The following is a 14,450-nucleotide window of genomic DNA, read 5'->3' on the forward strand; positions in this document are numbered from 1 at the left end:
TTCCTCTGCTTGTCCTGCGCATCCCCGCCCTGCGACAGCTATCGCTGCCGGGCACACTGTTTCACTATATGGTTAACGTCCTCGCCGACACCAAGTTTAGTGAGGGTAAGTCAGGGCGCTTTCAACAGTCTGAACTCATACGCGTGCGCGTGGGCACTCTGATATTCCTGTAGCGCCAGCGAACCTGCGCCGAGCTCATGCAGCCAGTGCTGATACGCGCCCTCGAGAAACGCAGACGCCCACGGCGCAGCCTGTTCGCCAAAAGCGGCAAGCGGCGCGCAACAATGTTCGATGGCAAGAAAATCATCGCGCTCGGCAAGGCGCACGAAACCCCAATCGAGCGATGACCAGACGTGATTGAGAAAGGACGCGAGATCGTCCAGCGTCGCGCAGTCGCCAGCCGGGTACTTTGCGGCAAAGCGCGCACCGATACGCGACATCAGCACGCGCAGTTGCGACGTATCGAGTTGTGTCTCGAACTCTTCGGCCAGCGAGGTCAGGAAGTCGCGCCATTGCACGGAAGTCTGATGTCGCGTGTAATAGTCGAGCAAGGTTGCCGCGGGTTCGTCTTGCATGTCCGAGAATTGATTACGTACGCGTAGGTTTAACCGCTGGGTGGCCACCCAGGTTTGCCAGCGAGGTTTCCCAACAGGGTTGCCCAGGGCTGGCACGGGTATTTCTGTATCGGACGCCGTCATGTCGACAGACTGCCAGGTTCAGCGAATCGTCATAATGGGCGTCGTCAGCATAGCATCGTTCAGGTACTGAGAAAAAAGCAACCGGCACAGTTTCTGATGTGGAAAGCGGACGACGAAACGATTATTTTGCGCTTGCCCTTTTGCGTCAGCTCTGGGCGGTTTAGCAGAATACTTCATTCGTGCTTCACACCGTCTTTCTTCTCCTTACGCACCAATCCGGCCACACACATCCATTCGAACAATTACCGCTTCTGGAGTCAGACGATGAACATCAACGACGAACGCGCCATTCAGTTTCTCGGCGAAATTCGCAAGCCGCTGCTGGTGTTGCACAAGGCGATACTCGATCACGAGCGCGCATTGTATGAGAAGGAATTCGGTCCCGCCACGCCTGCCGCTTTCCTGCAGGTGCTGATCAACGGCACGGGCTTTCGCTGGCTGACACCGATGTCCGCGATCATCGCGAATGTCGATGAGATTCTCGATGACGACAAGGCAACAAGCGCAGATCGGATGGCCGCTGTCGAGTCCGTAACAGGTCTTTTCTCGGAAGACTCGCCAGGCAATATTTTCCTGCCGCATTATCGGCAAATTTTGCAGGACAGTCCCGAGATATTGCATGCCCATGGGCAAATCGCGCCGATATTGAAGTCAATCGAAAGCACTTGATTAATCGACTCACCTGTTTCGTATTTGAGTACGGCCATGGAAAGCAGAAGCAGGTATTGACTCCCGTATCGCCTCACCTCCGACAGTATGTGTCGAGAACAATGAAACCTGATTTGCCGCGAAAAAAATGAATTGCGCCGATCACGACTCGACAAAGGTGAGAACCTGCGGGAGCGCGAAAAGGGTTGTCGCGTGCAGGCAGGCTTAACGACTCAAAAACGAACCACATTCGCAACAATGTCGAATGGAGTTGAACACGCATGACACACTGGACGCTCGATCAGCAGTTCACGTATCGCGATCAAATGGTTCGTTACCGGGTCTTCGGCGACGGACCGCCTATCGTGCTGGTACATGGCACGCCGTTTTCGTCGTGGGTGTGGCACAGGATCGCACCGCATGTCGCGCAGGACCATCGGGTGCATGTGTACGATCTGCTCGGCTACGGTCAATCGGACATGCGTGAAGGACAGGATGTGTCGCTTGGCGTGCAGAACGGCTTGCTGGCCGCGCTGCTGGAACACTGGAGACTCGATGCGCCCGATGTGGTGGCACATGATTTCGGTGGCGCGACGGCGCTGCGCGCGCATCTGATCGATGGCTGCGACTACGCGAGCCTCACGCTGATCGATCCCGTCGCCGTGGCGCCGTGGGGTTCGCCGTTCGTGCGGCACGTGCGCGAACATGCCGCCGCTTTTGCAGGGCTGCCTGCCTATATTCATGAAGCCGTCGTCAAGGCCTACATTCGCGGCGCCGCCGCAAGAACCCTCGCCGATGACGATCTCGCTCCCTACGTCGAGCCGTGGCTTGGCGAGGTCGGACAGGCGGCGTTCTATCGGCAGATCGCGCAGATGGACCAGCGTTACACCGATGAAGTCGAATCGCGCTACCCGCAGATACGATGCCGCACGCAGATTCTATGGGGCGAAGACGACGCGTGGATTCCCATCGAACGCGGCCGGCATCTGGCCAGCGTCGTTCCCGACGTGCGCTTTCAGCCTGTGCCCAATGCCGGGCATCTGATGCAGGAAGACGCGCCCGAAGCGATCGTGGCAGCGGTATTGCGATGGATCGGCTCGACGTCGGCTAGATAAACCGAAGCGAGCCGATCCAGGACCAGACGCGTATTAGCCGCGTTGACCCGGCAGATACGGCATCGGATCGATCGGCTTGCCATCATGACGAAGCTCGAACAGCACCGACACACGTGAGTTGTTCTCGCTGCCCATTTCGGCTATCTGCTGCCCCTTGCGCACGATATCGCCCGTTCTCACGAGGAGCTTGCGATTGTGCGCGTAGGCGGTCAAGAAGTCCTTGTTGTGCTGGACGATGATGAGGCTGCCGTACTCGTTCAGCCCCGTGCCGGCGTACATGACCTTGCCGTCGGCGGCAGCGCGGATAGGATCGCCTGCCTTGCCGCCGATCTCGATGCCACGCGTCTCGCCCGGCTGAAAGCCTTCCACCACACTGCCCTGCGCCGGCCACGCCAACGCGACACCCTTTGCGTGGCGCGCGACTTCGGCGTTCACTTCACGCGCGTCGGCGGGACTTGGCGCGGGTCCGCCCGCTGCCGGTGCGGTTGCGATCGGAACTGCCGATGAGCCCGTTGTGGTGGTTGCATTCGAGGCAGCGCCATTGCTCGCCGGCGCTGCGTTCGCGACGGCAGCGGTCGAGCCGTTTGCGCTGGAAGTCGTGCCCTGTGCCGCGCTGGCAGCAGGAATGGGCACAGCAACCATCTTCACCGCGTCGGGCGACGACACCTTAAGCGGCTGCCCGATATGCAGACGCGCCGACGGCTTCAGATGATTCCACGCAACGATCTGCCTGACCGTTACGTTATGGCTGTGCGCGATACGTGCGAGCGAATCGCCACGCCGCACCTTGTAGACCGCGGGCGGCACCGGTTGCGCCACCATCTTCGGCGCGGGTGCAGGTGCAACGGGCGTGGCGCCGGCCGCCGTCTGCGCGGTCGATGTTGCGTCGCTGGACTTTGCGTCCTGCTCGCCGACATGCGCACACGCGCCCAACATCAACGCGAGCGAGAAGCTCGCAAAACTGGCCCAGGTACTGTCGAAACCATTCTTCGACATGTGTTCTCCCGCATGATTGGTTCACAGACACGGCTGCGTGCGATTCGCCCGATCCACGGATGTCAACGGACACCCGCAGACTGCGCGCACCATGCCGCCTCGTTGCGGCCTCAACCGTCCGGCCTTGTGCCGGAAGCCATCCACACCCAGTCCAGAGCCGCGTCGAATTGATGCGATCTTCCGCCAAAAGGGTCGGATTAGCTTTCTAAATTAAAGCCGCATTGTAAAGTGCAGGCGCCTCGAAACGCGGCGCGCGAACACTCTGATACAAAATCCTGTAGCGCCGTAATTTTCGGTGGTTGACGCGTGGACCGACGGTCCCCTGGAACCACGCTTCGTACTACGCGCTCAATCTCATATCGGCATCGTTTGCATGAAACTTGAGGTACGCATGCGGGCGCCAATCCAGACGGAGACGACAATGACAGGAATCGCCGAAGCAAAGACGATCAGCGTGGCGATCGCGCGCGACTCACGCGAGGTGTACGCGTTCATGGAACATCCGTTGTCTTTTGCTCAGTGGGCGTCGGGGCTTGGCAAACCGCTGCGTGGCGAAGGCACGCAATGGACCTTCGAAAGCGCAGACGGCCGGCCCGTTACTGTCAGGTTCACGCCACGCAATTCCTACGGCGTGCTCGATCATTACGTGATCACCGAACAGGGCGACGAGATCTACGTACCGATGCGCGTGGTCGCCAACCGTGCAGGCAGCGAAGTGCTGTTCACGCTGTTTCGTGCGGCGGGTATGAGCGACGCGCAATTCGCCGCTGACGCCCTGTGGGTCGAGCGCGATCTGGCCGAACTCAAGCGCTTTCTCGAGCAGCAATAAAGTGCGCGCGATTCACGCACGCACGATGGACACGCCAAGCGCCTCGAAGGGTGCAATCGTCGATTCAGACGCGCTCTTCTCGACGATGATCGTGCTCGCCGCCTCGATGCCCGCGATCATGTACGCCGAGGCCGCGTTCAGCTTTTCCGCCGATGCCAGCACGACCGTTTCGGCAGCCCGCGCCACCAGCGCGCGTTTCACGTAGGCCTCTTCGAGATCGCCCGTGCTCAAACCCGCTTCGGGATGCACGCCCGTAACGCCCATGAAGTAGAGATCGGCGCGAATATGACCGAGCGCCTCGATCGCCGCCGCGCCGACGGTCACCATCGAATGACGGAACAGGCGTCCGCCGATAATCACGACCTCCAGCGACGCGTGCGCGGCGAGCTCGACGGCGATGGCGGGACTGTGCGTGACGATCGTCGCGCGCAGATCGGCGGGGAGATGGCGAACCAGTTGGATAGCGGTCGTGCCGCCATCGACAAATGCAATCTGGCCCGGCGCAATCATCTGCGCGGCGGCTCGCCCGATCGCCGCTTTCGCTTCCGAACCGATTGCCTGGCGCCCGGCAAGATCCGCGACCGCGGGCGACGACGGCAACGCACCGCCGTGCACGCGCTGCAATTTTCCCTCTGCGGCCAGTTCGCGCAGGTCGCGGCGTACCGTGTCTTCCGACACACCGAAAACCTCGCTCATGGGTTTGGCGAGCACCTGGCCGTCGCGCTTGAGCGCGTCGAGAATCAGCTTCTTGCGTTGTGAAGTCAGCATGTCAATTGTCTGAGGATGCAACGCACCGAACGTTGCACGAATTTTCTTGATTTCGCACGAATCTGCACGATACCATGATTGCGTCGATAACGAGGAGGCTCTATGAGCGAAACGGCTGATCGCGTGCGTATCGTCGATGTGCAGGTGCTGTCCGACGACTGGTATGTGCTGAAGAAAACCATCTTCGATTACCGGCGCGCCGATGGCAGCTGGCAACGACAAAGCCGCGAGACCTACGATCGCGGCAACGGCGCGACGCTGCTGCTCTACGATCCGCGCCGGCGGACCGTGGTGCTGACGCGGCAATTCAGACTGCCGGCGTTCGTCAATGGACACGAAGGGATGTTGATCGAGGCGCCTGCCGGGTTGCTCGAAACGGCGTCGCCGGAAGAAAGGATTCGCGCTGAAGTCGAAGAGGATACCGGCTATCGCGTGGCAGGCGTGCGCAAGGTGTTCGAGGCGTTCATGAGCCCCGGTTCAGTGACGGAGAAGCTCTATTTCTTTGTCGCCGAGTACGATGCCGATGCGCGCGTCGGACGCGGCGGAGGCATTGCGGACGAAGGCGAAGACATCGAAGTACTCGAATTGTCGATTCACGATGCGCTCGCGATGATCGCTTGCGGCGAGATCATGGATGGCAAGACCATCATGCTGCTGCAATATGCGGCACTTCATCTGTTTGCGAATGACCGCACTGTGGCAAAAGAACTTTGCCAATAAAAAAACCCGTCGTACTTCGTATGAAGCACGACGGGAAACGCGTGGAAATCTCACGACACGAATGTCGCTTGCTACATCACGTCATTAGAACTTGTGGCGGATTGCTGCGCGGAACGCGAGCTGGTTCGACGTCGACGACGGCGCCTGCGTGCCGAGGATGAACGCGTTGTCCATGATCGAGTTCGTCTTGTCGCCGGCTACCTTCTGGTACTCGCCCTGTACGTAGAAGTCCGTGCGCTTCGAGATGTTGTAGTCCGCCATCAGGCCGACCGAGTGAACCTTCGGCTTTTCGCCGCCCGTCGATGCATCGTAGTTCTCGAGCGTGTACACATATTGGCCGCCGACATAGAACTCAGGCGTCACCTGGTACTTTGCGTTCAGTTCGAAGTTCTGGAACTTGAGGCTGTTCAGCGTCGAGCCAGCAGCGACGATTGCGCCCGGCGTGCCGAGATAGCCGTTGCCCGTCGGGTTGTGATAGTTCGAGTTCGTGTAAGCGAAACCGACCGTCGCCGAGCCGAACGTGTAGTTGATGCCTGCGCCGAACACGCGCATACGTTGGGCGAAGAAGCTGGCGTCGTTGGTTGCGATGGCGCCGCCCGACGTTGCGCCCGTGTTGTTCGCCTGCAGGTACGCAGCGGCGAGCAGCAGGCCGCCCGTCGTGTACTGCGCGCCGAAGCTGTATTGACGGTTGTTCGCGAAGTTCACGTCATTGCTGAAGCTATACGTGCCGCCGAACTGGAAACCGGCAAAATCCGGGCTCGCGTACTTGATCGTGTTGTTGACGCGGAACGAGTTGTCCGTGTTGTCGTTATCGAACGGATGCGAGAACAGATAGCCCGACCAGTTGCCGTTCGACGTCGTCTGTGCGAGGTAATCGACGACGGAGTCGTACTGACGGCCCAACGTCACGGTACCGAAGCGGTCATTCGACACGCCGACATACGCCTGGCGGCCAAACATGCGCCCGCCCTGCCCCAGACGACCACTGTTCAGGTCAAAGCCGTTTTCCAGCTGGAAGATTGCCTTGTTGCCGCCGCCCAGATCTTCTGCGCCTTTCAGGCCCCAACGGCTGCCTTGTGCATAGCCGCTTTGCAATTCGACGACGCTATGACCGCCAACGCTATTCGTATAGTTGACGCCTTCGTCGATCACGCCATACAGCGTGACACTGCTTTGTGCGAATACGGGCGCAGCAAATGCCGCCGTAGCAGCCAGCGCAATGACCTGTTTCTTCATTAGACGATCTCCGATTTTGGTAGATGTGTTGAGTGGCGTGTGTCTTCGATTTAAACCGTTTTCTTCGGCATGCTTAGTATTTATTCAGCTTTTTGCCGATTTACATCTACATGCGCCTGCGGTTCGGATGCATGCGACGGACGTGATGCTGCCCGAGTGGATTCATGGCGTCTAGTTGAAGAAAGAACTCGCGGGGAAATCGTTGTGAAATGCCCACGTTTGGTGCATCAATTCTTGGGATTGAATGGGTCTGTCGGGAAGGTTCGAGGGTTCTGTGCGTGCAATCGTTAAAAATTTCTTGCGGGAAACTTCCACACTGTGAATCGGAATAGTCCGATATGAGGTGCCGAAGCGTCTTCGTATCCTCTCCGCCTCGATGTAGCGCGCGTTTAAGTTGGCTCCCGTGTGTGGAGCAAGACTGGGGCGCTATTCACGCCCGAAGCGCTTCGCGCCACGGCGCCGCCACGCAGGAGACATGGATGCATACGAGTCGCCACACTATTTCGCGGAATCCGGGTCAGGCTTTTGCTGGGTCGAATGACTCTCACACGCCGCAGGTGATTGGAATTGTTGTATTTGACGGTTTTTCGATGTTGCCTGCGGCGGAGGTTGCCGACGTGTTCGATAAGGCGAATCAGGTTCTCGCGGTTGGGCGCGGGGAGGTTTTTTATCAAACCTCGTTTATCTCTCTTCGAGGTGGCTGTGTTTCAAGTTCCGCACAGATCGATGTGTTGACGCACTTCCCTGTCCTGCTTAACAAAGCGCGAGCACTTTTTGTTGCGGGCGGTGAATCCGTTTTCAATACCGCACAAGATGAGACGTTTTGTCGGTGGCTTCGGGAAACGGCTTTGGATGTCGATGACGTGTTTGCGATCGGCAATGGCGATCTGCTCCTGTCAGCCGCGGGCCTGGCGTGTAAGAAATCCCACTCGCGTGAAGACGTGGCAGTTGAAGATGCGACGCGAGTTATCGCACATCGCAATCATGCGATGCACTCCGGTCCGCGGCAGGCTCTGGAAATGATCAGACAGGACTTTGGAAACTCTGTCCTGCATCGAGTATTGCAGTTGCTGCCGGACACGCGATTTCCGGAATTGACGGCTATCACGCATGAAACCGGCAAATCGGTCCGGGAAAGGATCCTGGAGAGTGCACAGTGGATCACGCGCAACTGCAATAAGGCAATTTCTATTACGGTTGCCGCGCAGACTGCCGGGATGAGTGACCGGTCTTACTTGAGGCATTTTCGTGCAGAGATGGGAGTTAAGCCTTCGGAGCACTTACGGCGTTCGAGGGTGGAACTGGCTGCAGCGTTGCTGAGGTCGAGTGATTTGCCCGTAGACAAAATTGCCCGACGTTGCGGACTGACGAGTGGCGAGTGTCTTGCGAGATTGTTCCGGCAGGTTTGGGATGTTTCGCCGACGGAGTATCGGAACAGGGTAAATGCGACCCAGCCAGGAGTGTGAGTTTGCAGACTTCACACACGCGCCCTCTGGTACATCAACAACGCTATAAACGATGCTGACACCCATTTCAAAAGCCACAGATTTTTTATCGATTGCGGGCGCCGCGTATGTATCGCAGAGCATCACATATCACGGCCACGCGGAATTTTCGCATGTCGATGCTTTGCTAGGCATATTGGGCATTACACTGCCTTCCATCACGTTTCAGTTAACAAGAGTTTACCGGCCGTTCCGTAACGATTTGGCCGTCAGCATTGCAAAAGCACTCGCTGCCTGGCTCGCTGCGCAGTTCGCTCTCGCGGTTCTTTCACGTATGTACCCGGGTGCCGCCAATCGAGATAGCTGGTTGCTTTGGTGGACGGCCATAGCAGCGTGCTCACTTATCGTTTGTCGATGTGCCATTAAGGTGCTTCCGACACTTTCACGCTCATGGTGGTTCTCCCCGTCACGCATTGCCATCGTCGCGCCTTCAGGAGCGAACGACAGTCTCATTCAACGCGTCGCGAATCAAACACGAGACGCGTTTACCGCAGAGCTGATTTTCGATCCGTCGCTTACTCACGATACGGTAATCGAGCATGTTCCTGCAGTCCACAAGATCGAGTCATTGTTCAATTTTGTAAGGACCGAACGCCTTAATGAAATATGGGTTCTAAATTATCCGTTCAAACCGGTTCAGGTAGAAGTTCTGCTTCAGGAATTCAAGCACGAATTCGTCAATATTCGCGTTCTGCCGTTACTGGATGACTCCGGCCCAATAAAACCGTCTGTCGGTGACTATCGCGGCATTCCCGTCTTGAATCTTAAAGCAGCTCCGGAACGCGGTTGGTACACCATACCGAAAGAAATTTTCGATCGTGTCTTTGCTGTCTGCGCACTCGTGCTTCTTTCTCCGCTACTTGTCATCATCGCGCTCGCAGTAAAACTATCCTCTCCCGGGCCTGTGCTATTCCGACAGTACCGGAAGGGAATGAACGGCCATGTATTTTCAATTTACAAATTCCGAACGATGTATCAAGGCGCTGACAAACAAGGAACTGTCGTCCAAGCACAGAGAGGCGACATCCGGGTTACCCGAGTCGGAAGTGTTCTCCGGAGTACCAGCCTGGACGAGTTGCCTCAGTTTCTAAACGTTTTGAACGGAGATATGTCCGTGGTCGGCCCGCGCCCCCATGCTGTCGAGCATGACGAATACTATAAAGATCGCGTTCAAGACTATATGTTTCGATACCGCATTAAACCGGGAATAACAGGACTTGCACAAGTCAATGGATTCCGTGGCGAAACCGAGCAACTTGAAAAAATGGATGGCCGGGTGAAGCTGGATACATATTACATCCAGAATTGGTCATTCTGGATGGATATGAAGATTATCGCGCTCACTTTGATTAAGGGCTTTTCAGGAAAATCGGCGTACTAATTATATGATTCGAACATAAAAAATTTCCTACCGGCAGCGGATCACCACTCCAAACTTTCAGCACGCATAGATGACCACATGCCCCGAATCCGATCGCATACACGGCCAGCATGATTGAAAATCGGATACTTTAACCAATACTTAAATCCGCACATCAAAATTAATACGTTAACTAAAATTTAACTAACGAATCAAATTCTATGAGAATAATCCATCTTGCAAACCACGTGAGAAACACGGGGAATGGGATCGTCAACATGATGATTGATCTTGCCTGCTCCCAGGCAAAGGTTGGACATGACGTTACGGTCGCAACGTCAGGAGGAGATTTTGAGGTATTGCTCAAAAAACATGGAGTTAAGCATATACGCGTACCGCAGTCTCCAAAGTTATGGAACGCATTTAGAGCCGTGATCGAATTTCGCCACATCCTAAGACAATGCAAGCCAGACGTCGTTCACGCACATATGGTGACGGGCGTTCTCCTGGCTCGATTCGGCACAATACGGCCAAAGTACTCGCTTATTGCAACCGTTCACAATGAGTTTCAGAAGAGTTCGTCTCTGATGAGGCTCGGTGATCGCGTTGTTTGCGTTAGCGCAGAAGTAGCGCGATCGATGGAAACCCGGGGCATTCCCACGCACAAGCTCTCGATAGTAAGAAATGGAACAATAGGTAGTCCGCGCCGCTCCGGAAATCAGCCTACATCTCCACAATTGCAGCGACCAAACGTTGTTACCATCGCTGGAATGTATGAGAGAAAGGGAATCAACGATCTGCTTCGGGCCTTTGCGTTAATCCGTGACAAGCATTCGCAAGCACACCTCTACCTGGTTGGTGACGGTCCCGATAAGCAAGCGATGGAAAGTGACGCGCAGGAACTAGGCCTCGGTGCGTCTGTGACCTTTACAGGCTTTGTATCCGAGCCGCGCGCCTATCTTGCCGAGACCGATATCTTCGTGCTGGCATCTCACAAGGATTCAGGTGCCCTTGCGCTAATAGAGGCTCGAGAATACGGATGCGCGATAATCGCGACCAAGGTTGATGGTAACCCTGAGATGCTCGATTTTGGCGAGGCCGGGCTGCTAGTTCCTCCGAAGGATCCTAAATCGCTCGCGGATGCAATTACGAGCCTATTGTCGGATCCACAGGTGATTCGAGAATACCGCCAAAGGAGCCAAATAAATCTATGTGGATTCCACGTATCTGATGTGGCAAAGAATTATCTGTCAATCTACGCAGAAACGTTGTCCGAGTGCCGAAGCGCTGTTGTAAAACCTTGACCCTTCTTCGCGACTACACGATAAGCACTTCACTATCGGTTGTAATGCAGTGCGACCTCCTTTGGCAGGATGTTGAAAAGCTGCCCGCGATAGCAACCAGAACGGTGATCACGAGGTTTGCGCATGCAATTTGCCTGAGATGAGGACGAAATTTGCGGGCCATACGCATGTTTGAGGCGTACGCGCTGCGCTATCGCCACGCTGCGGCCGCTCATCGCGTCGCTCCTCGCGACATTACGTCTGGTATTTGCGCCATGCGGGTCAGATTGCTCGAGCATCGTCACTTGAAATGCTCGTCGACGCGCCGGATGCGGCGACAAGCCGTTTGCCGGGTTTGACCGATCGCTTTTTCCACAGCCGAAATACTCCTCGACGCGCTTGCGGATCACCTGGCGGATCTGATAGCCGACATGCCGCGACGTGCGGACGTCGATTGCGCTGCAGCCAGCGCAATCGACGTTGCGAATGACATGCGCCGTCACCTTGCAAGCCCGGCAATCGCTCAAGCTGGACGATTTTGTTCCGACGGATCACCCGCTGCGGCCGGCCTGCTTACTGGTCAATGACGCGCTCAATCCGCTCAACGGGCTGGTCGGCGTGATACGTTCTTCACTGAGATCATGAGCCAGGCCGATGGGGGGCTTGCTCTCAAGAGAGCCTTTTTCGGTGGATGGCATACTGATTCAGGCGCGGATCAGTCACAAGAGCTTCCCTGCGAAGGACGGCTCGGATAATGAACCGCCGGCGGGCGCAACGCCAACACGAATTGGAAGGGCCAGCAGCGCAGCAACGACACGGATGAGTCTCGCTTGGCCCCGGACGCACAGTTGGCAAGAAGAGCAGAAAGAGTTCAGCGATCCTGTGCTACTACAGGAGCATACTGATGGAGAACCGCGCAGGGTTGATGGTCGGTGCGGTGGTCAGCCATGTCGACGGTCTCGACGAACGATCCAGTGCCTTGCGGCTTCTCGACTGCTTGTCAGGTGGCCATGCGAAGACCGTGGGCGCCGACAAGGCATACGACATACGCGAGCGCGTGGCCGTGGTCCCACACAACATCCTCGATCGCCAGTCCGACAAGCCATCGAAACAGCAGGTCGTACCACTCTGGCACACCCGCATGCGCTCACTGCCCACCGAATGGAACACCTGCGACAGTAGCGCGCGCAGCAATTTCATGTCGTAAACAAGGGTTCCTGCATCTCATCCATTGAGCGCATCGCATACACCGTCCGAAAAAATGAACTGAATATCCATCAGGCGCGGCCTTCAAACCCCATTTACTCAGGACCGAAATTCAACAACCTTTTATACATCGACTTTCTCGCAGAGAATCACCCCACTCAAACATCCAGACTGTTATCTGCAGTGGTGCTGACGGGAATCCACACACCGCGCTTGGCGCCCTCACCAAGCTCCGCGCAGACAGCTTGGGAGCGGCCACTCCCATCCATTGCATGGTGTGATATAACGAACGACGTGCACCTAACCACGTCCATATTTATCCTCAAAGCGAACGATGTCGTCCTCACCCAAATACGACCCCGACTGTACCTCAATAATCTCAAGCGGTATCCGTCCAGGATTCTCAAGACGATGCGTAACGCCAAGAGGGATGTAGGTCGACTCGTTCTCCGACAAAAGGAAGCTTTCCTCTCCTCGCGTGACCAATACCGTCCCACGCACGACGATCCAGTGCTCCGCGCGATGATGGTGCATCTGTAGAGACAGTTTCGATCCAGGATTCACGACAATCCGCTTAACCTGAAAACGCTCACCACTGTCGGTTGAGTCGTAACTCCCCCAAGGGCGGTACACCTTCCGATGGTTGACCGTTAGCGCGTAAAACTCGCCTCGTACTCGATTGACTATTTTCTTCACGTCCTGCGCGGATGAGCGATCCGCGACGAGCACTGCATCACTGGTTTCCACAACCACAAGATCGCGCGTCCCGATACACGCAACGAAGCGCCCGTCGGAATGCACAAAGGTCGATGAAGCTCCCTCGAACATGACTGGCCCACCTTGACTCGCGTTTTTCTCGTCATCTTTCGGCATAATTTGCCAAAGTGAATCCCACGAGCCCAGATCGGACCAGCCAGCTTCGACTGGCACGACAACGCTTTTGCAGGCGGAATCGCTGTTTCCGAGCTTCTCCATAATCGCGTAGTCGATCGAATCCGACGGAGACGATTTGAATGCTTCGCCGTCTAAACGCACAAACTCCCCGTCAGAGACGCTTTTCCGAAATGCAGTCTCACAAGCATCAAGTATCTCTCGCCGGCAAGACTTCACAGCACGCATCCAGATGCTTGCTCGTACAATGAAAATTCCGCTATTCCACCAGTATTGTCCAGACTCGACATATTGTGTCGCGACGTCAGGAGGAGGCTTTTCAACAAAGCCGTCTAACCAACGCGCATCGTTTGCATCGTCGTCGCTTAATGCCTCGCCCAATCGAATGTATCCATATCCGGTTTCCGGAGAAGTAGGCACTACGCCGAGCGTAACCAGATGCCCTTTCGCAGCCTCTTTCACGCCAATATCGACGGCAGTCTGAAAGCCAGAAAGATCTTGAAACGCATGATCTGCGGGCATCACAACCATGATGCCGTCGTCGTCTGACTCGATAATCGAAAGGGCCGCAACCGTTAGTGCAGGCGCGGTATTTCGCGCCACGGGTTCGAGCATCAGCTTGTATGATTTTCCGCTCGTTCGGAGCTGCTCCGAGGTGGTAAAGCGATGCTCCTCGTTACACACAACAACCACACGAGGTGCAAGCTCGTATTTAAAATCAACTCCGTCCAGACGGCGCGCCGTTGACTGAAGCAACGTTTCATCTCCCATCAGGGAAAGTAGTTGCTTCGGGCATTGCTCACGAGACACCGGCCATAGGCGAGTGCCTGATCCGCCGGCCAGAATGACAGTATGAATTTTTATTGACTTGTCCGATGGACTGTCGACAACAGATGATTTTCTATCGACCTGTGGCTCGAATAGTTCAGCCATAGAAATGCTCCCTAAAGTTAAAATCGCGCGCAAGCTTCATTTCGCGCAGACGATCCAGTGTTCGCAGCGAAGCATCGCGTGAGATCGTTGCCGCTCTTAAAAGATGGTTGCATGGCGATTCATCAAGTCGTTCCGATGCACATCGCGTCGTTCAACTTACGCCACGCGTCGTGCTGCCGCATTCGCGAGAATCCGCTCAACCCCCTCCACATACGCCTGCGTACCAAACTTCCGCACTGCCGTCTGATACCCACGCGCCACC

General features: G+C 56.2%; 12 protein-coding genes and 3 pseudogenes. 8 read left to right on the top strand and 7 right to left on the bottom strand.

Annotated elements, in window-relative coordinates:
- Nucleotides 1–110: 110 nt before the first annotated feature.
- Nucleotides 111–575 carry a cellulose biosynthesis protein BcsD gene (bcsD, locus tag DK391_RS36245; protein ID WP_109482818.1) on the bottom strand — a complete coding sequence of 155 codons (465 nt, stop codon included), beginning with the start codon at nucleotides 573–575 and terminating at the stop codon, nucleotides 111–113.
- 393 nt (nucleotides 576–968) lie between these two features.
- Between bcsD and DK391_RS36250 the strand changes: the two genes are divergently transcribed.
- Together DK391_RS36250 and DK391_RS36255 are read left to right on the top strand one after the other, a co-directional pair.
- Nucleotides 969–1,367 (top strand): hypothetical protein, encoded by a 399-nt coding sequence (locus DK391_RS36250; RefSeq protein ID WP_109482830.1) that lies wholly within the window; start codon nucleotides 969–971, stop codon nucleotides 1,365–1,367.
- A 260-nt stretch (nucleotides 1,368–1,627) separates the two neighbouring features.
- Nucleotides 1,628–2,461, top strand: a complete 834-nt coding sequence (locus DK391_RS36255; protein ID WP_109482819.1) for an alpha/beta hydrolase — start codon at nucleotides 1,628–1,630, stop codon at nucleotides 2,459–2,461.
- Nucleotides 2,462–2,494: 33 nt separating this feature from the next.
- Here DK391_RS36255 and DK391_RS36260 read toward each other — a convergent pair whose 3' ends face one another.
- Complete coding sequence (locus DK391_RS36260) at nucleotides 2,495–3,457, bottom strand: peptidoglycan DD-metalloendopeptidase family protein (protein ID WP_109482820.1); 963 nt, start codon at nucleotides 3,455–3,457, stop codon at nucleotides 2,495–2,497.
- Nucleotides 3,458–3,878: 421 nt separating this feature from the next.
- On the opposite strand from DK391_RS36260, the gene DK391_RS36265 reads away from it, so the two are divergent.
- A complete protein-coding gene (locus DK391_RS36265) occupies nucleotides 3,879–4,286 on the top strand; it encodes a polyketide cyclase (protein WP_109482821.1) in 408 nt (135 codons plus the stop codon).
- 12 nt (nucleotides 4,287–4,298) lie between these two features.
- Here the strand turns inward: DK391_RS36265 and DK391_RS36270 are convergent, their stop codons facing one another.
- Nucleotides 4,299–5,054 carry a DeoR/GlpR family DNA-binding transcription regulator gene (locus DK391_RS36270; RefSeq protein WP_109482822.1) on the bottom strand — a complete coding sequence of 252 codons (756 nt, stop codon included), beginning with the start codon at nucleotides 5,052–5,054 and terminating at the stop codon, nucleotides 4,299–4,301.
- 102 nt (nucleotides 5,055–5,156) lie between these two features.
- Between DK391_RS36270 and DK391_RS36275 the strand changes: the two genes are divergently transcribed.
- Complete coding sequence (locus DK391_RS36275) at nucleotides 5,157–5,774, top strand: GDP-mannose pyrophosphatase (RefSeq protein ID WP_109482823.1); 618 nt, start codon at nucleotides 5,157–5,159, stop codon at nucleotides 5,772–5,774.
- A gap of 84 nt (nucleotides 5,775–5,858) precedes the next feature.
- Here DK391_RS36275 and DK391_RS36280 read toward each other — a convergent pair whose 3' ends face one another.
- Nucleotides 5,859–7,010, bottom strand: a complete 1,152-nt coding sequence (locus DK391_RS36280; protein ID WP_109482824.1) for a porin — start codon at nucleotides 7,008–7,010, stop codon at nucleotides 5,859–5,861.
- 479 nt (nucleotides 7,011–7,489) lie between these two features.
- Between DK391_RS36280 and DK391_RS36285 the strand changes: the two genes are divergently transcribed.
- The 3 genes from DK391_RS36285 (at nucleotide 7,490) to DK391_RS36295 (ending at nucleotide 11,179) form a co-directional block, all read left to right on the top strand.
- The gene (locus DK391_RS36285; protein WP_109482825.1) at nucleotides 7,490–8,476 is read left to right on the top strand and encodes a helix-turn-helix domain-containing protein; all 987 of its coding nucleotides are present in this window, start codon (nucleotides 7,490–7,492) and stop codon (nucleotides 8,474–8,476) included.
- A gap of 52 nt (nucleotides 8,477–8,528) precedes the next feature.
- The gene (locus tag DK391_RS36290) at nucleotides 8,529–9,896 is read left to right on the top strand and encodes an undecaprenyl-phosphate glucose phosphotransferase (RefSeq protein WP_109482826.1); all 1,368 of its coding nucleotides are present in this window, start codon (nucleotides 8,529–8,531) and stop codon (nucleotides 9,894–9,896) included.
- Between the two features lie 200 nt (nucleotides 9,897–10,096).
- Nucleotides 10,097–11,179: a glycosyltransferase family 4 protein gene (locus DK391_RS36295; RefSeq protein ID WP_109482827.1), complete on the top strand. Its 1,083-nt coding sequence runs from the start codon at nucleotides 10,097–10,099 to the stop codon at nucleotides 11,177–11,179.
- 211 nt (nucleotides 11,180–11,390) lie between these two features.
- Here the strand turns inward: DK391_RS36295 and DK391_RS45490 are convergent.
- Nucleotides 11,391–11,685, bottom strand: a pseudogene (locus tag DK391_RS45490) (IS5/IS1182 family transposase); the annotation flags it as partial.
- Here DK391_RS45490 and DK391_RS45495 point away from each other — a divergent pair.
- Nucleotides 11,645–12,218: pseudogene (locus tag DK391_RS45495) on the top strand (hypothetical protein); the annotation flags it as partial. The pseudogenes DK391_RS45490 and DK391_RS45495 sit on opposite strands and share 41 nt — an antisense overlap.
- Nucleotides 12,219–12,221: 3 nt before the next feature.
- Here the strand turns inward: DK391_RS45495 and DK391_RS36305 are convergent.
- Together DK391_RS36305 and DK391_RS36310 are read right to left on the bottom strand one after the other, a co-directional pair.
- Nucleotides 12,222–12,399: pseudogene (locus DK391_RS36305) on the bottom strand (transposase); the annotation flags it as partial.
- 265 nt (nucleotides 12,400–12,664) lie between these two features.
- Nucleotides 12,665–14,188 (bottom strand): mannose-1-phosphate guanylyltransferase/mannose-6-phosphate isomerase, encoded by a 1,524-nt coding sequence (locus DK391_RS36310; RefSeq protein WP_109482829.1) that lies wholly within the window; start codon nucleotides 14,186–14,188, stop codon nucleotides 12,665–12,667.
- Nucleotides 14,189–14,450: the final 262 nt, after the last annotated feature.

This window comes from Paraburkholderia sp. C35 (genome assembly GCF_003121405.1).
Classification (GTDB): domain Bacteria; phylum Pseudomonadota; class Gammaproteobacteria; order Burkholderiales; family Burkholderiaceae; genus Paraburkholderia.